General features: G+C 64.6%; 20 protein-coding genes and 3 tRNA genes. 16 read left to right on the forward strand and 7 right to left on the reverse strand.

Going from position 1 to position 21509, the window contains the following annotated elements; all coding sequences use genetic code 11:
• The first annotated feature begins 361 nt into the window (after positions 1 to 361).
• The 4 genes from Q0894_RS04205 (at position 362) to Q0894_RS04220 (ending at position 7439) form a co-directional block, all read left to right on the forward strand.
• Positions 362 to 2374, forward strand: coding sequence for an NADPH-dependent 2,4-dienoyl-CoA reductase (locus Q0894_RS04205; protein ID WP_299231809.1), 2013 nt, complete (start codon positions 362 to 364; stop codon positions 2372 to 2374).
• A gap of 233 nt (positions 2375 to 2607) precedes the next feature.
• Complete coding sequence (locus Q0894_RS04210) at positions 2608 to 4530, forward strand: PrkA family serine protein kinase (RefSeq protein ID WP_195688992.1); 1923 nt, start codon at positions 2608 to 2610, stop codon at positions 4528 to 4530.
• Positions 4531 to 4580: 50 nt separating this feature from the next.
• Complete coding sequence (locus tag Q0894_RS04215) at positions 4581 to 5867, forward strand: YeaH/YhbH family protein (RefSeq protein WP_299231814.1); 1287 nt, start codon at positions 4581 to 4583, stop codon at positions 5865 to 5867.
• A 9-nt stretch (positions 5868 to 5876) separates the two neighbouring features.
• Entirely contained in the window at positions 5877 to 7439 is a 1563-nt protein-coding gene (locus tag Q0894_RS04220) for a SpoVR family protein (RefSeq protein ID WP_195688994.1), read from the forward strand.
• Between the two features lie 150 nt (positions 7440 to 7589).
• Here Q0894_RS04220 and Q0894_RS04225 read toward each other — a convergent pair whose 3' ends face one another.
• Positions 7590 to 7904, reverse strand: coding sequence for a high-potential iron-sulfur protein (locus Q0894_RS04225; RefSeq protein WP_132044302.1), 315 nt, complete (start codon positions 7902 to 7904; stop codon positions 7590 to 7592).
• Between the two features lie 302 nt (positions 7905 to 8206).
• On the opposite strand from Q0894_RS04225, the gene Q0894_RS04230 reads away from it, so the two are divergent.
• Both Q0894_RS04230 and Q0894_RS04235 read left to right on the forward strand, forming a co-directional pair.
• The gene (locus Q0894_RS04230) at positions 8207 to 8482 is read left to right on the forward strand and encodes an Lrp/AsnC ligand binding domain-containing protein (RefSeq protein ID WP_132044351.1); all 276 of its coding nucleotides are present in this window, start codon (positions 8207 to 8209) and stop codon (positions 8480 to 8482) included.
• A gap of 88 nt (positions 8483 to 8570) precedes the next feature.
• A complete protein-coding gene (locus Q0894_RS04235) occupies positions 8571 to 9431 on the forward strand; it encodes a DNA/RNA non-specific endonuclease (RefSeq protein ID WP_299231819.1) in 861 nt (286 codons plus the stop codon).
• 88 nt (positions 9432 to 9519) lie between these two features.
• Here the strand turns inward: Q0894_RS04235 and Q0894_RS04240 are convergent.
• From Q0894_RS04240 to Q0894_RS04250, 3 genes are all read right to left on the reverse strand, one after another.
• Positions 9520 to 9606, reverse strand: a tRNA-Leu gene (locus Q0894_RS04240).
• A 38-nt stretch (positions 9607 to 9644) separates the two neighbouring features.
• Positions 9645 to 9731 (reverse strand) — tRNA-Leu (locus Q0894_RS04245).
• Between the two features lie 33 nt (positions 9732 to 9764).
• Positions 9765 to 9851, reverse strand: a tRNA-Leu gene (locus tag Q0894_RS04250).
• 224 nt (positions 9852 to 10075) lie between these two features.
• On the opposite strand from Q0894_RS04250, the gene rnr reads away from it, so the two are divergent.
• The 9 genes from rnr (at position 10076) to Q0894_RS04295 (ending at position 17862) form a co-directional block, all read left to right on the forward strand.
• Positions 10076 to 12526, forward strand: a complete 2451-nt coding sequence (gene rnr, locus Q0894_RS04255) for a ribonuclease R (RefSeq protein WP_299231821.1) — start codon at positions 10076 to 10078, stop codon at positions 12524 to 12526.
• A 53-nt stretch (positions 12527 to 12579) separates the two neighbouring features.
• Positions 12580 to 13383, forward strand: coding sequence for a 23S rRNA (guanosine(2251)-2'-O)-methyltransferase RlmB (rlmB, locus tag Q0894_RS04260; RefSeq protein WP_299231823.1), 804 nt, complete (start codon positions 12580 to 12582; stop codon positions 13381 to 13383).
• 190 nt (positions 13384 to 13573) lie between these two features.
• A complete protein-coding gene (gene rpsF, locus Q0894_RS04265) occupies positions 13574 to 13957 on the forward strand; it encodes a 30S ribosomal protein S6 (RefSeq protein WP_132044296.1) in 384 nt (127 codons plus the stop codon).
• 33 nt (positions 13958 to 13990) lie between these two features.
• Positions 13991 to 14218 carry a 30S ribosomal protein S18 gene (gene rpsR, locus Q0894_RS04270; RefSeq protein ID WP_027960188.1) on the forward strand — a complete coding sequence of 76 codons (228 nt, stop codon included), beginning with the start codon at positions 13991 to 13993 and terminating at the stop codon, positions 14216 to 14218.
• Between the two features lie 12 nt (positions 14219 to 14230).
• Complete coding sequence (locus Q0894_RS04275) at positions 14231 to 15082, forward strand: hypothetical protein (protein ID WP_299231826.1); 852 nt, start codon at positions 14231 to 14233, stop codon at positions 15080 to 15082.
• 15 nt (positions 15083 to 15097) lie between these two features.
• A complete protein-coding gene (gene rplI / locus Q0894_RS04280; protein WP_132044292.1) occupies positions 15098 to 15544 on the forward strand; it encodes a 50S ribosomal protein L9 in 447 nt (148 codons plus the stop codon).
• 136 nt (positions 15545 to 15680) lie between these two features.
• Positions 15681 to 17069 carry a replicative DNA helicase gene (gene dnaB / locus Q0894_RS04285; protein WP_161423798.1) on the forward strand — a complete coding sequence of 463 codons (1389 nt, stop codon included), beginning with the start codon at positions 15681 to 15683 and terminating at the stop codon, positions 17067 to 17069.
• Positions 17070 to 17147: 78 nt separating this feature from the next.
• Complete coding sequence (locus Q0894_RS04290; protein ID WP_299231830.1) at positions 17148 to 17441, forward strand: hypothetical protein; 294 nt, start codon at positions 17148 to 17150, stop codon at positions 17439 to 17441.
• A 118-nt stretch (positions 17442 to 17559) separates the two neighbouring features.
• Positions 17560 to 17862, forward strand: a complete 303-nt coding sequence (locus Q0894_RS04295; protein ID WP_132044286.1) for a DUF6482 family protein — start codon at positions 17560 to 17562, stop codon at positions 17860 to 17862.
• A gap of 26 nt (positions 17863 to 17888) precedes the next feature.
• On the opposite strand, the gene Q0894_RS04300 is transcribed toward Q0894_RS04295, so the two are convergent.
• Positions 17889 to 18284, reverse strand: a complete 396-nt coding sequence (locus Q0894_RS04300; RefSeq protein WP_299231833.1) for a DUF393 domain-containing protein — start codon at positions 18282 to 18284, stop codon at positions 17889 to 17891.
• Positions 18281 to 19879: a cryptochrome/photolyase family protein gene (locus Q0894_RS04305; protein ID WP_299231834.1), complete on the reverse strand. Its 1599-nt coding sequence runs from the start codon at positions 19877 to 19879 to the stop codon at positions 18281 to 18283. Before Q0894_RS04305 ends, Q0894_RS04300 begins: the two co-directional genes overlap by 4 nt.
• Positions 19880 to 19998: 119 nt before the next feature.
• Between Q0894_RS04305 and hemH the strand changes: the two genes are divergently transcribed.
• Positions 19999 to 21087: a ferrochelatase gene (hemH, locus tag Q0894_RS04310; protein WP_299231835.1), complete on the forward strand. Its 1089-nt coding sequence runs from the start codon at positions 19999 to 20001 to the stop codon at positions 21085 to 21087.
• Positions 21088 to 21116: 29 nt separating this feature from the next.
• Here the strand turns inward: hemH and Q0894_RS04315 are convergent, their stop codons facing one another.
• Positions 21117 to 21509 carry a Na+/H+ antiporter subunit G gene (locus Q0894_RS04315; protein WP_299231836.1) on the reverse strand — a complete coding sequence of 131 codons (393 nt, stop codon included), beginning with the start codon at positions 21507 to 21509 and terminating at the stop codon, positions 21117 to 21119.

Here is a 21509-nt window from a genome sequence, read left to right on the forward strand (position 1 = left end):
GACCGGTAGTTCAGTTGGTTAGAATGCCGGCCTGTCACGCCGGAGGTCGCGGGTTCGAGTCCCGTCCGGTCCGCCATTATCGCCACGAATTCAGAAGCCCCGAGCCCAGTGCTCGGGGTTTCGTCGTTTTAGCCCACCATAGCTTCACTTCAGAACTTCACTTCGGCAACTTCGCTTCAGCCGCCATCTGCAGTTCCCCTGTCCGCGCCTTCCTCTCGAGTCTCAACTGTCATACAGTTGTTTGAATCCGCCCGCTGCGCTCGGGCCCCGCTTGTCGCGGGTGCTCCCGATGCAGTGTCACGCCAACAACAAGGCGTTATGCCAATAATAAGGTGTATGTCAACAACAGAGGAGTGCCGCCGTGGCCGCTTATCCCCACCTCTTTCGGTCCCTGCGGCTGGGTCACCTGACCCTGCCGAACCGGGTACTGATGGGTTCCATGCACACCAATCTGGAAGAGAGGCCGAACGGCTTCGAGCGCCTGGCGACCTTCTATGCCGAGCGCGCCCGAGAGGGTGTCGGGTTGATCGTGACCGGAGGCATCGCCCCCAACCCGGAGGGCGCCGTCTTTCAGGGGGCGGCGACCCTCGAGCATGAGGCGCAGCTGGAGGATCACCGTCGGGTAATAGAGGCGGTGCACGGCGAGGGGGGGCGGATCTGCATGCAGATCCTGCATGCCGGCCGCTATGCCTATACCCCGGAGCTGGTGGCGCCTTCGGCGATTCAGGCGCCCATCAACCCCTTTGCCCCTCGGGCGTTGGGCAGCGATGAGGTGGAGCGCCAGATCGACGACTATGTCCGCTGTGCCACCCTCGCCAGACAGGCGGGTTACGATGGTGTGGAGGTGATGGGCTCGGAAGGCTACCTGATCAATCAGTTTATCTGCCGGCGAACCAATCATCGCGACGATGAGTGGGGGGGGGGCTTCGAGAACCGGATTCGCTTCCCGCTGGAGATCATGCGGCGCATTCGCGCGGCGGTGGGGGCGGATTTTGCGGTCATCTTCCGGCTCTCCATGATCGACCTGGTCGAGGAGGGCAGCACTCATGACGAGGTGGTGGCCCTGGCCAGGGCGCTCGAGGCCGCCGGTGCCGACGCCCTCAATACCGGCATCGGCTGGCATGAGGCCAGGGTGCCGACCATCGTCACCAGCGTGCCCCGGGCGGCGTTCACCGAGGTGACCCGACGGCTGAGGGGCGCGGTCTCCCTGCCCTTGATCACCACCAACCGCATCAATATGCCGGAGGTCGCCGAACGGGTGTTGGCCGAAGACCATGCCGACATGGTCAGCATGGCGCGACCCTTTCTCGCCGATCCGGCCTGGATCAGCAAGGCCGCTGCGGGGCGCAGCGACGAGATCAACACCTGCATCGCCTGCAATCAGGCCTGCCTGGATCATACCTTCGAGGGCAAGCCGACCTCCTGCCTGGTCAATCCGCGGGCCGGCCATGAAACCGAGCTGGTCATCGAGCCGGCGACCACGCCGCGGCGCATCGGCGTGGTCGGCGGCGGGCCGGCGGGCCTGGCAGCGGCGCTGACCGCGGCCCAGCGTGGCCATCGGGTGACGCTCTTCGAGCGAAGCCCCGAGCTGGGCGGTCAGTTCCACTATGCCCGCCAGATTCCCGGCAAGGAGGAGTTCGACGAGACCCTGCGCTACTTTCGAGTGATGCTGGACAAGCACGGCGTGCAGCTGCGGCTCAACTGCGAGGCGGATGTGGCAGCGCTGCGCGACTTCGATGCGGTGGTGGTGGCCAGTGGTGTGCGCCCGCGCCGCCTCGAGCTGCCGGGCAGCGAGCACCCCAGGGTGATGAGTTATCCCGAGGCGATCCTGCACCCCGAGCGGGTCGGGCCGCGAGTCGCGATCATTGGCGCGGGGGGGATCGGCTTCGACGTGGCGGAGCTGTTGACCCATGTTGGACAGCCCTCCCTGGATCGTGACGCCTGGTGCAGGGAGTGGGGCGTGGATCTCTCCGTCTCGTCGCCGGGCGGACTCAGGGCCCCGGAGCGTCCCGAGGTGCCGCGCCAGGTCTTCCTGCTCCAGCGCAAGCGCTCCAAGCCGGGCAAGGGGCTCGGCAAGACCACCGGCTGGGTGCATCGGGCATCGCTGCGACAGCGAGGCGTGGAGAGCCTGGCTGGTTGCGAGTATCTGCGCATCGATGATGCCGGACTGCATATCCGGCAAGACGACAAGTCGCGCCTGCTGGCGGTCGATACGGTGGTGGTCTGCGCCGGCCAGGAGCCGGTGCGTGATCTCTACGCGCCGCTGCGCGATGCCGGAGTGGCGGTGCATCTGGTCGGTGGTGCCTTCGAGCCCGGCGAGCTCGATGCCAAGCGTGCCATCGACCAGGGCACGCGAGTGGCCGCCGAGCTCTGAGAGCCGCCTGGTCGACCCTCCGCGGGCCTGTCGCCATCGAGACGACAGGCCCGCTGCGTTGAATGACATGACGCCACGCCATCGAACCCTCCGCACCCCCTAGCGTTCATAAGAGTAAGCGGAACGTTGACTCACTATCCGTTGTGTCGAAACCCGCCTGTCTACGCTGTGAGTGACCCAGTTCTCGAGCGCCAAAGAGTCGGCGCCGAGCCATCGGGCTTAAGGAGGCATCGATGAGCATCTTTGACCATGTGCAGAATCGTTTCGCCCGCGTCCAGCAGGAAGAGATGAACCTGCAGGAGTATCTGGAGCTATGCCGCGATGATCCGCTGGCCTATGCCTCGTCCGCCGAGCGCATGCTCCAGGCGATCGGCGAGCCGGAGGTCATCGACACGGCGAAGGATCCGCGGTTGTCACGCATCTTCTCCAACAAGGTGATTCGCCGCTATCCGGCCTTCGCCGAGTTCTACGGCATGGAGGAGGCCATCGAGCAGATCGTCGCCTACTTTCGTCATGCCGCCCAGGGGCTGGAGGAGCGCAAGCAGATCCTCTATCTGCTGGGCCCGGTGGGCGGGGGCAAGTCATCGCTGGCCGAGCGGCTCAAGCTGCTGATGGAGAAGGTGCCCTTCTATGCCATCAAGGGTTCGCCGGTCTACGAGTCGCCACTGGGGCTGTTCTCGCCGGAGGAGGATGGCGAGCTGCTGGAGAAGGAGTATGGCGTTCCCCGTCGCTATCTGAAGAGCGTGATGTCGCCCTGGGCGGCCAAGCGGCTCAGGGAGTATGGCGGTGATATCAGCCAGTTCAGGGTGGTGCGGCTCTACCCGTCGCGGCTCAACCAGATCGCCATCTCCAAGACCGAGCCCGGTGACGAGAACAACCAGGACATCTCCTCGCTGGTGGGCAAGGTGGATATCCGCCAGCTCGAGCTTTACTCCCAGGATGACCCGGATGCCTACAGCTTCTCCGGGGGGCTGTGTCGAGCCAACCAGGGGCTGATGGAGTTCGTCGAGATGTTCAAGGCGCCGATCAAGGTGCTGCATCCGCTGCTGACCGCCACCCAGGAGAGCAACTACAACCCGACCGAAGGCATGGGGGCGATCCCCTTCGAGGGGGTGGTGCTGGCCCACTCCAACGAGAGCGAGTGGCAGACCTTCCGCAATAACCGCAACAACGAGGCCTTCCTGGATCGGGTCTATATCGTCAAGGTTCCCTACTGCCTGCGGGTCTCCGAGGAGATCAGCATCTACAGGAAACTGCTGGAGCACTCGTCACTGGCCGAGGCGCCCTGTGCGCCGGACACCCTGCGCATGCTGGCGCAGTTCTCGGTGCTGTCACGGCTCAAGGAGCCGGAGAACTCCAGCATCTACTCCAAGATGCGGGTCTACGATGGCGAGAACCTCAAGGACACCGACCCCAAGGCCAAGTCGATCCAGGAGTATCGCGACAGCGCCGGCGTCGACGAGGGGATGGATGGACTCTCGACCCGTTTCGCCTTCAAGATCCTCTCCAAGGTGTTCAACTTCGATACCCTGGAGGTGGCGGCCAACCCGGTGCACCTGCTCTACGTGCTGGAGCAGCGCCTGGAGCAGGAGCAGCTGCCGAGCGAGACCTTCCAGCGCTACCTGCGCTTCATCAAGGAGTTCCTGGCACCTCGCTACGTGGACTTCATCGGCAAGGAGATCCAGACCGCCTACCTCGAGTCCTACTCCGAGTATGGTCAGAACATCTTCGACCGCTATGTGACCTATGCCGACTTCTGGATCCAGGATCAGGAGTACCGCGACCCCGAGACCGGTGAGTTTCTCGATCGCCAGGCCCTCAACGAGGAGCTGGAGAAGATCGAGAAGCCGGCGGGGATCTCCAATCCCAAGGACTTCCGTCACGAGGTGGTCAACTTCGTGCTGCGGGCGCGTGCCCAGAACAATGGCATGAACCCCAGCTGGCAGTCCTACGAGAAGCTGCGCGGGGTGATCGAGCACAAGATGTTCGCCAATACCGAAGAGCTGCTGCCGGTGATCTCCTTCAACGCCAAGGCCTCCAGCGCCGACCAGAAGAAGCATGAGGACTTCGTGGCGCGCATGGTGGAGCGTGGCTATACCGAAAAGCAGGTGCGCCTGCTGTCAGAGTGGTATCTGCGGGTGCGCAAGTCCCAGTAGCCCGACGCCGCGTCGTGGGGCGGGTCCCCGCGGCGCGCAGGAGAGTTGCCATGAGCTACTTCATCGACCGGCGGGCGAATGCCAAGCACAAGAGTGCGGTCAATCGGCAGCGCTTCCTCGACCGTTATCGCACGCATATCAAGCGCTCGGTGGAGGAGGCGGTCAATCGGCGTTCGATCACCGACATGGAGCGCGGCGAGAAGGTCTCGATTCCCGCGCGTGATATCTCGGAGCCGGTATTCCAGCACGGCTCCGGTGGCAAGCGGCGCATCATCGCCCCCGGCAACAAGGAGTTTGTGGAGGGGGATCGCCTGCAACGCCCGGGAGGCGGTGGTGGCGGTGGCGGAGCCGGTGAGGGCGGTGCCTCGAACCAGGGCGAGGGCGTGGACGAGTTCGCCTTCACCCTCTCCCGAGATGAGTTCCTCGACTTCGTCTTCGACGGCCTGGAGCTGCCCCACCTGGAGCGCAAGGCACTGGTGGACCTCGACGAGGTACGCCCGGTGCGCGCGGGGGTCTCCAGGGAGGGGGTGCCCGCACGGATCAATATCGTGCGCTCCATGCGTGAGGCCCACGCCCGGCGCATCGCCATGCGCGCACCGATTCGTCGTGCCCTGCGTGAAGCCCGTGAGGCGCTGGAGATCGAGGAACGAAAGGATCCGGTGATGCGTAATCCGGTGCGCATCGCCGAGCTGAGGGCGGAGGTGGAGCGCCTCGAGAAACGCCTCGAGGCGGTACCCTTCATCGATACCTATGACCTTCGCTACAACCACCTGGTCAACCAGCCCCAGCCCTCCAGCAAGGCCGTCATGTTCTGCGTCATGGATGTCTCCGGCTCCATGACCCAGTCCCACAAGGATATTGCCAAGCGCTTCTTCCTGTTGCTCTATCTGTTTCTCGAGCGCAACTACGAGAAGGTCGAGCTGGTCTTCGTGCGCCACCACACCGCCGCCAGGGAGGTCGACGAGGAGGAGTTCTTCTACTCGCGGGAGACCGGCGGGACCATCGTTTCCAGTGCATTGACGCTGGTGGACGAGGTCATCGCCGAGCGTTACCCGCCGGGGCAGTGGAACCTCTACGTGGCCCAGGCCTCGGATGGGGATAACTGGGACGATGACTCGGTGGCCTGCCGTGACCTGCTGGTCAAGAAGCTGATGCCGCGCCTGCAGTACTTCACCTATGTGGAGATCACCCCCCACGCGCACCAGGCGCTGTGGGAGGAGTACGAGAGCGTGGCGGCCGAATTCCCGGCGCGTTTCGCCATGCGCCAGATCGTCGAGGCCGGAGATATCTACCCGGTGTTCCGCGAGCTGTTCAAGCGCCGCGTCGCCGGCGGCTGAGGAGGCAAGATGACCCGACGCAAGCCCATCGCCACGGGGTCCGACTGGAACTTCGAGATACTCGCCGAATTCGAGCGGGAGATCGCACGGCTGGCGGACGAGTATCGTCTCGACACCTATCCCAACCAGATCGAGGTCATCACCTCCGAGCAGATGATGGATGCCTACGCCAGCGTGGGCATGCCGGTGGGCTATCACCACTGGTCCTTCGGCAAGCAGTTCCTGGCCGTGGAGCAGGCCTACCGCCGTGGTCAGATGGGCCTTGCCTACGAGCTGGTGATCAATTCCGACCCCTGCATCGCCTATCTGATGGAGGAGAACACCCTGATGATGCAGGTGCTGGTGATGGCCCACGCCTGCTATGGCCACAACTCCTTCTTCAAGGGCAACTACCTGTTTCGTACCTGGACCGACGCCGCCTCGATCATCGACTACCTGGTGTTCGCCCGCAAGTATGTCGCCGAGTGCGAGGAGCGCCACGGCGTGGCGGCGGTGGAGCAGCTGCTGGATGCCTGCCACGCCCTGCAGAACTACGGGGTCGATCGCTACAAGCGGCCCTCGCCGATCTCCGCCGAGGAGGAGGTGCGTCGTCAGAAGGAGCGCGAGGAGCTTCTGCAGGCCCAGGTCAACACCCTGTGGCGCACCATCCCCGGGCGCGCCGAGGAAGATCGCCTGCCGGGGATGATGGATGACCAGGAGGACCCGCTCGGTCTGCATGCCGGCGGTCGCTACCCATCCGAGCCTCAGGAGAATCTGCTCTACTTCATCGAGAAGAACGCGCCGCTGCTGGCGCCGTGGCAGCGGGAGGTGGTGCGTATCGTGCGCAAGCTGGCGCAGTACTTCTATCCCCAGCGTCAGACCCAGGTGATGAACGAGGGCTGGGCCACCTTCTGGCACTACACCCTGATGAACCGACTCTTTGACGAAGGCGCGGTGGATGAGGGGCTGATGCTCGAGTTTCTGCAGTCGCATACGGCGGTGGTTCAGCAGCCCCCCTTCGATGCCCCTTGGTACAACGGCATCAATCCCTATGCCCTGGGCTTTGCCATGTTCAGCGACCTTCGGCGCCTCTGCGAGGCACCCACCGAGGAGGACCGTCGCTGGTTCCCCGATATCGCCGGCAGCGACTGGCGGGAAACCCTGGAGTTCGCCATGCAGAACTTCAAGGACGAATCCTTTATCCAGCAGTTCCTGTCGCCCAAGGTGATTCGCGACCTCAAGCTGTTCATGGTGATCGACGACGATCAGGAGGAGATGCTGGAGGTGGCGGCGATCCACGACGAGCGTGGCTATCAGCGCATCCGCGACGCGCTGGCGGCCCACTATGCACTGGCGGTACGCGAGCCCAATATCCAGGTCTACTCCGCGGATATTCGTGGCGACCGCTCGCTGACCCTGCATCATGTCCAGGATGATCGCCGGCCGCTGGCGCGCAGCGTCTATCCGGTGATCCGTCATCTGCATCAGCTGTGGGGCTTCCCGGTGCGCCTCGAGTCGGTTCAGGACGAGCGAGTGGTGCGGCGTTATCAATGGCCACTGGCGGATGAGGAGGGCGGCAACGGGGAGGGCTGATGGCCGGTCATGGTGCTGGCATGTGGCACGCTGATGGGCGGCAGGTAGCCCGGCATAGGCAAGCTATATGCAGCTTATATATAACAGGACCCGCGCCGTGGCGCGGGTCCTCGTTCTATTGCCAGGTGACGGCGTTTGCCGCCCCGGACATCAGCTCTGGGCGGTCCAGGACTGGCACCAGCCCGCCGGCTCGACGCTGTTCTGGGGGAACAGCTGACAGCCCTGGCTGTCGGCCTGGAAGAACATGCAGTTGCTGCACTTTTCGCCTTCCTCATAGGCCGGGTGGTCGGCGGCCTCGCTGGCGTCCTTGACGTAGTTGAGTGCCTGCGCCTGCTCGTTGGAGGGGTCCAGCGGCGGCAGATCCTGGGCGAAGGCGCGGCTGGAGAGGATGCCGGCTCCCAGGGGGAGGGCGGCCATGCCCATCAGGCTATGGCGCATGAAGTCACGACGGCTGTGGTTAGCCATGGAATCTCCTTGTATCACGTTGCCAGACACGGACGGGCCTGGGCCCGCTATTCTCGGGTGGTGTTCCACCTCTAGGCGTCCGACAGTCGACTGTCGGCAGGGTTCGCCTCGTCATCATAGTCAAGGCGACCCCGGTATGCGAACGGTGCGCTGCGACGACTTGTCGCGTCGCCAGGGGCGCCAATCAGTGGGTGATGCTTCGCGCTCACCGGCGCTGGTATACTCGATCCGAGAACCTGGGCAGTTTCGATGGCTGCCCGCCGCCCATCCCCGCCCGCGGGGCGACATCCGGAGAGAGCCCGATGCAGAATGCCGTGATCCTGATCAATACCGAGAAGGGGCAGGTCAAGTCGGTGGCCGAGCGCCTGGCCGACGTCGAAGGGGTCAGTGAGGTCTACTCCACCTGTGGCCGCTATGACCTGGTGGCCATCGCGCGCACGCGTGACTTCGAGAGCCTGGCAGAGCTGGTGACCGGGCGTCTCAATGCCGTGGAGGGGATCCGTGAGACGGAGACGCTCAACGCCATGCAGGTACACTCCCGCCACGACCTGGAGACCATGTTCTCGCTGGGCTGGTAGTCGCGTGGGCCAGTAGTCGCACGGGCCAGGCGCCGTTATGAAGGGCGCCACCCGTCACTCACTTCATCAACAGGAAAGCCTTTCACGGATGAGTCGTTCCTCTATGTTGCGCCGTGGCCGCCCGCTGCGGCGTTTTGCCGTCAGTCTGCTGTTTGTGGTCGTGGGGGGCGGTCTGTGGCATCTCCAGGAGCGTGAGTTGCGTGACTCGCTGGTGTGGATGGGGGTGCCCGAGTGGCAGGAGCCGTCGTTCATCGGCTTTCACCGCGTGCTGCGCAATGATGGCTTCCTGGTCGGCTGGTCCGACCTGCGGGTCAATCCGCTGTGGGTCAGCTATCGGCTTCAGGCGGTCGAGAGCCCGGAGGCGGGGCCGCGTCCGGCATTTCGCCGAGACTGGCGTACCCTGTGGCCGATCGGCACCGACCACTACGCTGGCAGCGGCTTCGATCGTGGGCACCTGGCACCCAACTACGCCATTGCCGCGGTGCATGGTCGTGATGCCCAGCACGACACCTTCTACATGAGCAACATGACGCCCCAGCGGCCCGATCTCAACCGCCGGCTCTGGCAGCGACTGGAAGAGGTGGTGATGGATCATTTCGTGCCACGCTTCGGTGTGGTGCAGGTCATTACCGGGCCGATCTTCCCCGAACGCTTCGTCGATAACGTGCTCAATCGGGTCGGCTTCGTGGAGATCCCCGAGGCCTTCTACAAGATTATCGTGGTACCCGGTGAAAGGCCCCGGGCCCTGGCCTTCGTCATGCCCCAGGGGGTGCGCGGCGACGAGTCATTGAGCGACTATCTGGTAAGCATCGACGCCATCGAGGCGCGTACCGGGCTCGACTTCTTTCCCAGGCTTCCCGAGTCGTCAGCGGAAGCGCTGGAGGGGCGGGTCGATGCCCGTGGCTGGGGGCTGGAGGAGGTGGCAAACCGCCCCGGTCGCTTCGAGTAACATGTTATATAGATACAAAAAAACCGCGATCCAGTGTCGCGGTTTCTCGATGATTTTGCCTGCTCTAACCTGCATGACGCGATATGAATGGTGCCCAGGAGAGGACTTGAACCTCCACATCCGTAAGGATACTAGCACCTGAAGCTAGCGCGTCTACCAATTCCGCCACCTGGGCGCATCATGCATCTCGTCGTGTCCGGGCTTCCCGAAGGATGGTGCCCAGGAGAGGACTTGAACCTCCACGTCCGTAAGGACACTAGCACCTGAAGCTAGCGCGTCTACCAATTCCGCCACCTGGGCGAACACGAGCGAGTCGTACTGTATAAAGAGCAATGGTGCCCAGAAGAGGACTTGAACCTCCACGTCCGTAAGGACACTAGCACCTGAAGCTAGCGCGTCTACCAATTCCGCCATCTGGGCAAGCGACGCGTATACTACCCGAATTGTGCCGGTTTGCAAGAGGGAATAGGGGGGGCTGCGGCAATTTTTTCCCACACAGCCCGGTTCATCAAGGTTGGGTGACCGCGCCTGCGGCGCTATACTGCGGCCATGATCAATGAACCCTTAAGCAATACCCCGTTGCCGCGGCGCCCGAGCGCCAGCTTACTCATGTCGTCCCCGACCCTGCCAAGGATGCACCGCGCATGACTCACTGGACGCTCAGCGACGATCCGCACGCGGAACGTGAAGCCCACAAGTATGACAAGCCAGCCCCCAGCCGCGAGTATCTGCTCGCCCGCCTGGAGGAGGCCGGCAAGCCGCTTACCCACGAGAAGATGAGCCAGCTGCTCGGCCTCGAGGATGAGGAGCTGCAGGAGGCGGTGCGCCGCCGGCTGGCGGCCATGGAGCGCGATGGCCAGGTGCTGCGCAACCGTGCGCGAGCCTATGCGCTGATCGACAAGCTCGACCTGATCAAGGGCAAGGTGCTTGGTCACCGCGACGGCTTCGGCTTCGTGCTGCGTGACGACGGCAAGAAGCCCGACCTGATGCTGCCGCCGCGACAGATGCGCCGAGTCTTCCATGGCGATCAGGTGCTGGTACGCATCAGCGGACGCGATCGGCGCGGTCGCGACGAGGCCACCATCGCCGAGGTGCTGGCCCGCAATACCCAGTACATCGTCGGTGTCTACCGCGAGAACACCCCTGAGTTCGGCGTGTTGATCCCCGAGAATCCGCGCATCACCCAGGAGGTGATCATTCCGCACAGCGCCTGCGGTGGAGCGAAGGATGGCCAGGTGGTGTCGGCGCATATCGTCAAGCAGCCCGAGACGCGGGTGCAGCCGGTCGGTGAAGTGGTCGAGGTGCTGGGTGAGCGCATGGATCCCGGCATGGAGATCGATATCGCCATTCGCAGCTACGAGATTCCCGCCGAATTTCCGCCGGAGGTCCACGACCAGATCGCCAGCATGTCAGCCGAGGTTGCCGAGGAGGACAAGCAGAGCCGTATCGATCTGCGTGACGTGCCGTTGGTGACCATCGATGACGAGACCGCCAAGGACTTCGATGACGCCGTCTGCGCCTGGAAGACCAAGTCCGGCAGCTGGAAGCTGCTGGTGGCCATCGCCGACGTCTCCCACTATGTGCGCCCAGGCAGTGCCCTGGACCAGGAGGCGATCCGTCGCGGTAACTCGGTCTACTTCCCGGGGCAGGTCGTGCCGATGCTGCCGGAGCTGCTCTCCAACGGTCTCTGTTCGCTCAATCCCGCGGTCGACCGCCTCGCCCTGGTCTGCGAGATGAATATCTCCCAGAGCGGCGCCATCAGTCGTTACCGCTTCTACGAGGCGGTGTTCCAGTCCCATGCGCGCCTGACCTACAACAAGGTGGCGGCGATCCTCGATGATGAGGGGCAGGAGGGTGAGGCCCTGCGCGAGGAGTACCGTGAGCTGGTACCGTCGCTGAAGAACCTGCATGCCCTCTACCGGCTGCTGCGCGAGGCGCGGGTGGAGCGAGGGGCCATCGACTTCGAGACCACCGAGACGGCCATCGTCTTCAATGACGAACGCAAGATCGAGAAGATCGTGCCGCGCTCGCGCAACGATGCCCACAAGATCATCGAGGAGTGCATGCTGGCGGCCAACGTGGCCACGGCGCGCTTCCTCGACAAGCACGATCTGCCGGCCCTCTATCGTATTCACGAGCAGCCCTCGCCGGAGCGTCTCGACAAGCTGCGCCTATTCCTCAGCGAGCTTGGTCTGAGCCTGGGTGGTGGCGATGATCCGAGCCCGCAGGACTACCGCGACCTGGCCGAGGCCATCAAGGGGCGCCCCGACACCGATGTCATCCAGACGGTGATGCTGCGCTCCATGAGTCGGGCGATCTATTCACCCCAGAATGATGGGCACTTCGGCCTGGCCTATCCGGCCTATGCCCACTTCACCTCGCCGATCCGTCGCTATCCGGACCTGATCGTGCACCGTGCCATTCGCTCGGTGATTCGCGGGCCGCGCCAGACCAACACCGTGCTGCGAGCCGAGGGGGCCCCGGTGGAGCCGCCCAGCAAGTGGGCGCCCTATACCTTCGAGCAGATGCTCGAGCTCGGCGAGCACTGCTCGATGACCGAGCGTCGCGCCGATGACGCCACACGCGACGTCGAGGACTGGCTCAAGTGCGAGTTCATGTCCGACAAGCTCGGCGAGATCTTCGACGGCACCATCGCGTCGGTGACCCAGTTCGGCATCTTCGTGCGGCTCGATGAGGTCTATGTCGAGGGGCTGGTGCATGTCACGTCGCTGCCCTCGGACTACTACCACTACGAGCCTGAGAAGCACCGTCTCAAGGGCGAGCGCAGTGGCATGAGCTACCGTCTCGGCGACGGTGTCACCGTGCAGGTGGCTCGCGTCGACCTGGATGATCGCAAGATCGATTTCGCCCTGGCCGATGAGCAGCCGCGTCCCAAGCGCGCGCCGCGCCGTCGCCGCGCGGTAGATGATGCCCCCGCCAAGGGGCGCGCCAGCGTCGGCGGCAAGCCACCCAAGGCCGAGACCTCGTCTGGCGAGGCCTCCGGCAAGGGTGGCGAATCCGCCAAAAACGACAAGTCCGACAAGGGCGATGGCCGCAAGCGCAGCGGCAACCGCCGGCGCCGTTCGCGGCGCTGAATCCCGTGGCGGACCTTCGGGTCCGCCGTGTGACCCGCAATGAAGCGAGAGACATGAAGCAGAAGCGATCACAGCGGCCCGCCGCTGGCAAGCCGGCGACGCCCGGTGGCCTGGAGGCGGTATTCGGCGTGCATGCCGTGCGTGCGCTGATCGAGCGTGGTGAAACACCTCGCGAGCTATGGGTGCAGCAGGGCGGCGCGGAGGCGCGCCTTGCCGAGCTGGTAGAGACCGCCCGAGGTGGCGGTGCCCGCATCCAGTCACGTCCGCGTGACGAGCTGGACCGCCTGGCCCAGGGGGCCGCCCACCAGGGCGTCGTGGCCTTCACCACGCCGCTGGCGTTCGAGGCCGAGAATGCGCTGTGGTTCCGCCTGGAGGCGTGGCCCCATGCGACGCCCCCGCTGCTGCTGGTGCTCGATGGCATCACCGATGTGCACAACTTCGGCGCCTGCCTGCGCAGCGCCGATGCCGCCGGGGTGCATGGGGTGATCGTGCCCAAGGACAAGGCCGCACCGCTCAATGCCACGGTACGCAAGGTGGCCTGTGGTGCCGCCGAGAGCGTGCCGGTCTACCAGGTCACCAATCTTGCCCGCGCCCTGGCCAGGCTCAAGTCGCTGGGCGTCTGGGTGACCGGTACCGCCGGTGAGGCGGAGTCGCTGGTATTCGAGGTCGACCTGACCGGAGCCACGGCACTGGTCATGGGGGCCGAGGGCAAGGGCATGCGCCGCCTGACACGCGAGGCCTGCGATCAGCTGGTCAAGCTGCCCATGGCCGGTACGGTATCCAGTCTCAATGTCTCGGTTGCCACCGGGATCAGCCTCTTCGAGGTGGTCCGCCAGCGCCGCCAGGCTTCGCCGTAAGCTATAAGCTTTAAGCGGCCATCCCCCGGGAGCGGCGCAGCCGAATCCCCGCTTGCGCGCGAGGCGCGTACTCTTTAGAATGCTTGCGCCCGTTCGTCCATCGAGCGGGCATTCGTGTTTTTTCTATCACCTCCTTGCTTCCCCGGAGCCAAGACCTCCCGAGGAAGCTGCCAAACCGCAAGGAGATCCCATGCGTCATTATGAAATCGTGTTCATGGTCCATCCGGACCAGAGCGAGCAGGTTCCGGCCATGGTCGAGCGCTACACCGGCCTCGTTACCGAGAACGGCGGCACCGTGCATCGCCTGGAGGATTGGGGCCGTCGTCACCTGGCCTACCCGATCAACAAGATCCACAAGGCTCACTACGTGCTGATGAACGTCGAGTGCAGCGGCGAGACCCTCGACGAGATCGAGAACATCTTCCGCTTCAACGATGCCATCATCCGTAGCCTGGTGGTGCGCTGCAACGAAGCCATCACCGAGGCCTCGCCGATGATGAAGCCGGTGGAAGAGAAGCGCGCACGTCGCGACGAGAAGCCTCGCGACGAGAAGCCTCGCGCCGAGTCCGCCTGATACCCCCCATCGCACGTCTGAAGGAGTCTTTACATGGCACGCTTTTTCCGTCGCCGCAAGTTCTGCCGTTTCACCGCCGAGGGCGTGAAGCAGATCGACTACAAGGATCTGGACACCCTCAAGGCCTACATCACCGAGACCGGCAAGATCGTTCCCAGCCGTATCACCGGTACCAAGGCCCGCTACCAGCGTCAGCTGGCGACCGCCGTCAAGCGCTCGCGCTACCTGGCACTGCTGCCCTACTCCGATAGCCACCAGTAAGCCAGCGGCAAGATGCTGACGATCGCCCGCTGGGTGATGCGCGGCACGCCCCACGCCATCGGCGGGGCCGTCGTGGCCACCCTGATTCCCTGGCTGTTCTGGCTGGGGGCCGCCATCGCGGCCCTGGTCACCCTGCGTCGAGGCCTCTCTCCGGCGCTACCGGTGATCGTGGCTGCCGCCGTGCCTTCGGGCTGGTGGTGGGTGCAGGGGGATGTCATCCCCCTGGCCAGCGTGCTGCTGGTGACCCTGATGGCGGTGGTGCTGCGCTCTCGCCTACGCTGGAGCGAGACGCTGATCGCCGGCGCCCTGGCTGGCGCGGTGATGATCCAGCTGGGGATCTTCCTGCCGCCCGGAGGCACCGGAGAGCTGCTCGATCAGCTGCGTCAGGCCTCTCCCGAGGTGGGGCGCCTGCTCAACGAGCTGGGCAGTCAGGGGCTCGATACCGAGCAGCTGGCGGGATTGCTGATCGGTGGCGTCACCGGGCTTATCGTGCTGATCGCCGCCGTCGGCTGCCTGGCCCTGGCGCGTAGCTGGCAGGCGGGGCTCTATAACCCCGGTGGATTCCGCGAGGAGTTCCACGCCCTGCGCCTGCGGCCTGCCGAACTGGCCATGCTGGTGGCACTCGGCGTGATCGGTGCCGTGCTGGGGCTGCCCGGCCTGGGCATGCTGCTGTGGGTACCGCTGCTGGTCGCCGGCATCGCCCTGGTGCATGGATTTATCGGATTTAAAGGGATGAACGGGCTGTGGCTGGTCGTCTTCTACCTGCTGCTGATCACTACATGGCCCATGATTCTGATCGTGCTGCTGCTGGCCGCTATCGACGTCTTCGCGGACATTCGCGGGCGCCTGGCCAGCCGTAACTGACAAGAGGTTTACGAGATGGAAGTCATTCTGCTCGACAACATTGGCAAGCTGGGCGGCCTGGGTGACCAGGTGACCGTCAAGCCCGGCTACGGCCGCAACTACCTGGTGCCCTACGGTCTCGCCGTGCCGGCCACCAAGGACAACATCGAGGCCTTCGAGGCCCAGCGTGCCGAGCTCGAGGCCCAGGCCGCCGAGCGCAAGGCCGAGGCCGAAGAGCGCGCCGCACAGCTCAACGAGATCGAACTCTCCCTGGTCGCCAAGTCCGGCGATGAAGGCAAGCTGTTCGGCTCCATCGGGCCCCGCGACCTGGCCGACGCCATCGCGTCTGCCGGCATCGATGTGGCCAAGAGCGAAGTGCGCATGCCGGAAGGTCCGATCCGTGCCGTCGGCGAGTACGACATTCAGCTGCGCCTGCATGCCGAAGTCGAAGCCACCGTGCGCGTGGTGGTAGTGGCCGAGTAAGTTCAGACGGCCGCCACCGACGAGGGGCGCGAGGAGAGATCCTCGCGCCCCTCGTCGCGTTGGGGGAAGAGTCATGGGGCGCGCCGCCTGTCTGGGGTAGAATGGCGTCCCCGCAATGCCCAGGGTGAAGACCGCCATGTCAGAGATGCTCGAGCACGACCAGGAAACCGCCGCCCTCAAGGTGCCGCCCCACTCGCTGGAGGCGGAGCAGTCGGTGCTGGGCGGACTGATGCTCGATAACCAGGCCTGGGACAATGTCGCCGACCGCCTGGTGGCCGACGACTTCTACCGTTACGAACATCGGCTGATCTTCAATGTCATGGCCGAGCTGGCCGAGTCGGCACGGCCACTGGACGTGGTGACGCTCTCCGAGGCGCTGGAGGGGCGCGACCAGCTCGATACCGTGGGCGGCCTGGCGACGCTGGCGGAGCTGGCCCGTAACACGCCTTCGGCCAGCAATATCCGCGCCTATGCCGATATTGTTCGTGAGCGGGCCACCCTGCGCAAGTTGATCCGTGCCGCCAGCCAGATCGCCGATGGCGCCTTCAGCCCCCAGGGGAGACCGGCGAATGAGCTGGTCGACGAGGCAGAACGACTGGTCTTCCAGATCAGCGAGGAGCGGCCCAAGTCGGGTGGTCCCATCGGCATGAGCGAGCTGCTCGCCAAGGCGGTGGACCGCATCGACGAACTGTTCAACATGCAGGGCGAGATGACGGGTCTCTCCACCGGTTTCCGAGACCTGGACGAGATGACCTCGGGCCTGCAACCCTCGGACCTGGTGATCATTGCCGGGCGTCCCTCCATGGGCAAGACGACCTTCGCCATGAATCTGGTGGAGCATGCGGTCATCTCCAGCGAGAAGCCGGTGATGGTGTTCTCCATGGAGATGCCCGCCGATGCCCTGATGCTGCGCATGCTCTCCTCGCTGGGGCGCATCGACCAGACACGGGTGCGGACGGGCCAGCTGGAGGACGAGGACTGGCCGCGCCTGACCTCGGCGGTCAACCTGCTCAAGGACAAGCAGCTGTTCATCGATGATACCGCGGCGCTGTCGCCCAACGAGATGCGTTCGCGGATTCGGCGCGTGGTGCGGGAGCATGGCAACGTGGGGCTGGTGATGATCGACTATCTGCAGCTGATGCAGATCCCTGGCTTCTCCGAGAACCGCACCGGCGAGATCTCCGAGATCTCCCGCTCGCTCAAGGGGCTGGCCAAGGAGTTCGGCTGTCCGGTGGTGGCCCTCTCCCAGCTCAACCGCTCCCTCGAGCAGCGCCCCAACAAGCGCCCGGTGATGTCGGACCTGCGCGAGAGTGGCGCCATCGAGCAGGACGCAGACGTGATCGCCTTCGTCTACCGCGACGAGGTCTATAATCCTGACAACCCCGACAATCAGGGGCTCGCCGAGTTGATCATCGGCAAGCAGCGTAATGGCCCCATCGGCACGGTACACATGGCATTTATCGGCCGTTATACCCGCTTCGAGGATCTGGCGCCGGACAGCTATGGCGATGGCTTCGGCGAGTAGGCGTCGTCTCTCGGCTTGAGCCGGGGCGAGGGGCCCGTATAATGCCCACCCTTTCACTTAGCATAGCCAGGAGGCAGCATGGCAGGCGGATTTCGGCGCGGTAATCGACAGCGCACACCCAAGCTGGAGGCACGCGGCGAGCTCCAGTCCGTGGAGCGCGAAGGCCCGTTCAAGGAGTGGCTGGGCATGCCCGACCTCTACCGCTACCAGCTGGTAGTGGAGGGCGAGACCTACAGCTACCAGACCGAGGATGCCGAGCTTCCGGTGGTCGTCGGTGATCGAGTGGTATTTCGCTACAAGGAGACCAAGGCCGGCAGGTGGGTCGACCGAAACTCTCTGGGCAAGGCGATTGATCCCTCAGATTATCAATAGCTTGCGGAACTCACCAGGGATGCCGATGTCATATCTTTGACATGCAGTCGTCACCCCGGTGTCATCCGTGGGTGTCAGGCTGCCAGGAACTTCAACGATAAAATGCCTGGAGGGATCCATGGAATTTCACGAGCTAAAGGCCTTCGCGGCCCATCACGACAACTACGAGATTCGCGTCATCGGCCATGCCGGCAGCCGCTTCTATCAAGTGGAGCTGGAGGATATCGAGGGTCAGCGTCATATGCTGACCCGTAAAGGCAAGCCGGTGCTATTCCGCTCGCTGGAAGATGTCTACGTGGAGCTCAAGCGTGCCGGTATCCACCGTGCCTACCTGGTGCAGCAGGTGCCCCACGATGAAGTGATCGGTCGCGAGACTCACTATCAGGAGCCGCTGACCTCACGCATGCCGCTGGTGTTCTGAGCCGCCCTCGCGAACAGGGCCTCGCTTCACTCCTTCCCCTGCCGTTCCAGCCAGCGTCCCAGACGTAGACGACGGCGGGCAAACCAGCGGTACCCCGCATCCATCAGCCCGCCGATCCCTGGCAGGGTGCTCATCCAGACCAGCCGTCGATAGCCCAGCACCGCGTAGAGGGCACGGCTGGCGTCCATTCCCACGAACCAGCGACCGTCCGCGTCGCGCACGTGCAGCTGGCCCATCATCGCCTCAACGCTGCGGCCCAGCGGCGCGGCATCGAAATTTGCGGCCTGGATATCCACCAACGTGACACGCTCGCGGCGCGGGTGACGTGTCAGCCAGGCGACCTCCCGCTGGCACAGCGGGCAGTGGCCATCATGGAAGAGGGTCACCGGTGCGCGGGCAGTGAGGGTGGCGTGTCGGGTCATCTGGGAGTCTCCTCGACGCCAGCATAGCCCGCCCGGTGATCGCCCTGACCATGGGCGTGTGAATAGGTGGGTGCGGCATCGAGTTGCTCGAGGAAGGCGCCGGCCTGATCGCGCATGGCGTTGCGTTTCTCCTCGCTCATGCGCGACAGGCTGCCGTAGATCAGCTTCATGCGCGGATTGGTGCTCAGGGTATCGGCGTGGCGCTCCAGAAAGTCCCAGTAGAGGCTGTTGAACGGGCAGGCGTCGGGCCCCGTTACCCGCTTGGGGTCGAAACGGCAGTGCCGGCAGTGATCGGACATGCGATCGATATACTTGCCCGAGGCGCAGTAGGGCTTCGAGCCCATCAGCCCGCCATCGGCGTGCAGCACCATGCCCAGGGTGTTGGGCAGCTCCACCCACTCGCAGGCGTCGGCGTAGACCGCCAGATACCAGTCGCAGAGCGCCTCGGGTGCCACATCACAGAGCAGGGCGAAGTTGCCCGTCACCATCAGCCGCTGGATATGGTGGGCATAGGCGTTATCGCGGGTCATCTCGATGGCGCGGCGCAGGCAGCGCATCTCGGTCTCGCCGTCCCAGAAGAAGCTCGGCAGGCCACGCCGGGCGCCCAGGGCGTTGCCGCGCTTGTAGTCGGGCATCCGGGTCCAGTAGAGCCCGCGGACATATTCGCGCCAGCCCAGCACCTGACGGATGAAGCCCTCCACCGAATTGAGTGGCGCTCGCCCCTCGTGGTATTCGCGCTCGGCGGCTTCGCACACCTCCCGAGGGGAGAGCAGCCCCAGATTGAGCGCCGCCGCGAGCCGCGAATGGAACAGGAAGGGCTCACTATCGCTGATGGCATCCTGGTAGCGACCGAAGGCGGGCAGCAGGTGCTCGATGAAATGGCGCAGGTCGACCAGTGCCTGGCGCCGCGTCACCGGCCAGTGGAAGCCCTCCAGGCTGCCGAAATGGTCGCCGAAGTGTTCTGCCACCAGGGCGATCACCGCACGAGTGGTGGTGTCATGGCGATGACGGGGCGGCGCGGGCACCGATAGCCCAGCCGGCAGCGGCTCACGGTTGTCGTGGTCGAGGTTCCAGCGGCCGCCGGCGGGCCCGTCGCCCTCCATCAGCAGGCCGCTGCGGCGCCGTTGTTCCCGGTAGAAGTACTCCATGCGCAACGACTTGCGGCCGCCTGCCCAGGCCGCGAAGTCGTCCGGCGTGGTATAGAAGCGGTCGTCCTCGAGGAGTCGCCAGGGCAGGGTGGCGTGCTCACGCTCGCGCATCGCCTGCCACAGCCGCCACTCCCCGGGGCGCACGACCCGGATCTCGTCGCAGGCGTGGAGTGTGGCCAGGCGCTGTGCCTCCGTCATCAGCTCCTGGGTATTGTCGGGGTCATCCAGGGCACTGTAGTGCACCCGATAGCCACGCTTGCGCAGTGCCGCGGCGAAATGGCGCATGGCGGCGAGGATCAGAGCGATCTTCTGGGGGTGGTGTGGCACATAGCGCCCCTCGGCGGAGACCTCGCAGAGCGCCACTACCGCGTTGACGGGCAGATCGCGGAGACTGGAAAGCGTCAGGCTGAGCTGGTCGCCGAGCACGAGCACCAGGGGACGGGACATGGCTTGATCTCAGGTTGTACAAATAAGATTGATAGTACAACCTGATCGCCGCCGCCGCGAGGGGCCTGATACACTAGCCCCGTCTTCATCAACCGAGCGTATCGCCAAGGAGCCAACTCATGACCACCACGATCCAGGATTCGGCCAATCCCGGCATGGACCATCCCGGTAGCGGGCGCCTGGCCCATGCACCGGAGGATCATCCGCCGATTCCTCATGCCCGGGTCGGGGTGGTGCTGGTCAACCTGGGCACCCCGGATGCCACCGACTACAGGTCCATGCGTCGCTACCTCAACGAGTTCCTCTCCGACAAGCGAGTGGTGGACTATCCCCGCTGGAAGTGGCAGCCGCTGCTGCAGCTGATCATCCTCTCGCGCCGTCCCTTCAAGTCCGGCGAGGCCTATCGCGGTATCTGGAACACCGAGAAGGATGAGAGCCCATTGCTGACCATTACCCGGGAGCAGACCCGCAAGGTGGCCGAGGGGCTCGAGGCGCGCCATGGCGACCGGGTAATGGTCGACTTCGCCATGCGCTACGGCAACCCCTCCACCGACAGTGTACTCAGGCGCCTGCAGTCAGCGGGCTGCGAGCGGATTCTATTCTTTCCGCTCTATCCGCAGTACGCCTCGCCGACCACCGCCACCGCCAATGATCATGCCTTTCGTACCCTGATGAAGCTCAAGTGGCAACCGGCGATTCGCACCGTGCCGGCCTACTTCGAACACCCGCAATATGTCGAGGCCCTGGCCAACAGCGTGCGCGAGGCCTATGCCGCCGCCGAGACGGCACCCGAGGTGCTGGTGGCCTCCTATCATGGCGTGCCCAAGCGTTTTCTGATGGAGGGGGACCCCTACCACTGCCAGTGCCAGAAGACCACGCGGCTACTGCGCGAGGCGCTGGGCTGGGAAGAGGGGGCTATCCAGACCGCCTTCCAGTCGCAGTTCGGACCCGAGGAGTGGGTGGGGCCGGCGACCGTGGATCATGTCGCCGAGCTGGCGCGCCAGGGCAGGAAGCATATTGCTGTGGTGTCGCCGGCCTTCTCCGCCGACTGTGTCGAGACCCTGGAGGAGATCGAGGAGGAGATCCGCGATGCCTTCCTCGAGGCCGGTGGCGAGACCTTCACCTATGTGCCCTGCCTCAACGAGCGGGACGACCATATCGCGGCCCTGCTGTCGATCATCGACAACGAGCTGGGGGGCTGGGTATAGGCCCGCCACTGGCGGGCCGGAGGGTGATATCAGTCGTAGCCGCGGTCCGGATGGGGTACCGGCTTCTCGCCGACCTCCTCGCGGCGCAGCTCGGCCGGCCGGCCGGCGGTCTTCTCCACGTGCTTGAGTTTCAGGTGAAGCCCGGTCTTGGCCAGCAGGTGGGCGCTGACCGGCGCGGTGATAAACAGGAAGATGGTGATCAGCACCTCCTGAATATCCGGCTTTCCTTCGCTCGCCCAGAAGTAGATCATCGAGGCGCCCAGCATGCAGCCGATGCCCAGGGTCGTGGCCTTGGTGGGGCCGTGCAGGCGCATGTAGAAGTCGCGTAGATGGGTCATGCCCAGCGAGCCGATAAAGATGAAGGCGCCGCCGGCCACCAGCAGCAGGGAGGCGACTCCCTCGATAAGTAAGTGCAGCGTCAT

The organism is uncultured Halomonas sp. (genome assembly GCF_947501415.1).
Classification (GTDB): domain Bacteria; phylum Pseudomonadota; class Gammaproteobacteria; order Pseudomonadales; family Halomonadaceae; genus Halomonas.

Bases quoted from the DNA above. Each gene is read 5' to 3' on its own strand.
- Q0894_RS04210 (WP_195688992.1), top strand. From the start codon at position 2,608: ATGAGCATCTTTGACCATGTGCAGAATCGTTTCGCCCGCGTCCAGCAG.
- Q0894_RS04215 (WP_299231814.1), top strand. From the start codon at position 4,581: ATGAGCTACTTCATCGACCGGCGGGCGAATGCCAAGCACAAGAGTGCG.
- Q0894_RS04220 (WP_195688994.1), top strand. From the start codon at position 5,877: ATGACCCGACGCAAGCCCATCGCCACGGGGTCCGACTGGAACTTCGAG.
- Q0894_RS04225 (WP_132044302.1), bottom strand. From the start codon at position 7,904: ATGGCTAACCACAGCCGTCGTGACTTCATGCGCCATAGCCTGATGGGC.
- Q0894_RS04230 (WP_132044351.1), top strand. From the start codon at position 8,207: ATGCAGAATGCCGTGATCCTGATCAATACCGAGAAGGGGCAGGTCAAG.
- Q0894_RS04235 (WP_299231819.1), top strand. From the start codon at position 8,571: ATGAGTCGTTCCTCTATGTTGCGCCGTGGCCGCCCGCTGCGGCGTTTT.
- rnr (WP_299231821.1), top strand. From the start codon at position 10,076: ATGACTCACTGGACGCTCAGCGACGATCCGCACGCGGAACGTGAAGCC.
- rlmB (WP_299231823.1), top strand. From the start codon at position 12,580: ATGAAGCAGAAGCGATCACAGCGGCCCGCCGCTGGCAAGCCGGCGACG.
- rpsF (WP_132044296.1), top strand. From the start codon at position 13,574: ATGCGTCATTATGAAATCGTGTTCATGGTCCATCCGGACCAGAGCGAG.
- rpsR (WP_027960188.1), top strand. From the start codon at position 13,991: ATGGCACGCTTTTTCCGTCGCCGCAAGTTCTGCCGTTTCACCGCCGAG.
- Q0894_RS04275 (WP_299231826.1), top strand. From the start codon at position 14,231: ATGCTGACGATCGCCCGCTGGGTGATGCGCGGCACGCCCCACGCCATC.
- rplI (WP_132044292.1), top strand. From the start codon at position 15,098: ATGGAAGTCATTCTGCTCGACAACATTGGCAAGCTGGGCGGCCTGGGT.
- dnaB (WP_161423798.1), top strand. From the start codon at position 15,681: ATGTCAGAGATGCTCGAGCACGACCAGGAAACCGCCGCCCTCAAGGTG.
- Q0894_RS04290 (WP_299231830.1), top strand. From the start codon at position 17,148: ATGGCAGGCGGATTTCGGCGCGGTAATCGACAGCGCACACCCAAGCTG.
- Q0894_RS04295 (WP_132044286.1), top strand. From the start codon at position 17,560: ATGGAATTTCACGAGCTAAAGGCCTTCGCGGCCCATCACGACAACTAC.
- Q0894_RS04300 (WP_299231833.1), bottom strand. From the start codon at position 18,284: ATGACCCGACACGCCACCCTCACTGCCCGCGCACCGGTGACCCTCTTC.
- Q0894_RS04305 (WP_299231834.1), bottom strand. From the start codon at position 19,879: ATGTCCCGTCCCCTGGTGCTCGTGCTCGGCGACCAGCTCAGCCTGACG.
- hemH (WP_299231835.1), top strand. From the start codon at position 19,999: ATGACCACCACGATCCAGGATTCGGCCAATCCCGGCATGGACCATCCC.
- Q0894_RS04315 (WP_299231836.1), bottom strand. From the start codon at position 21,509: ATGACGCTGCACTTACTTATCGAGGGAGTCGCCTCCCTGCTGCTGGTG.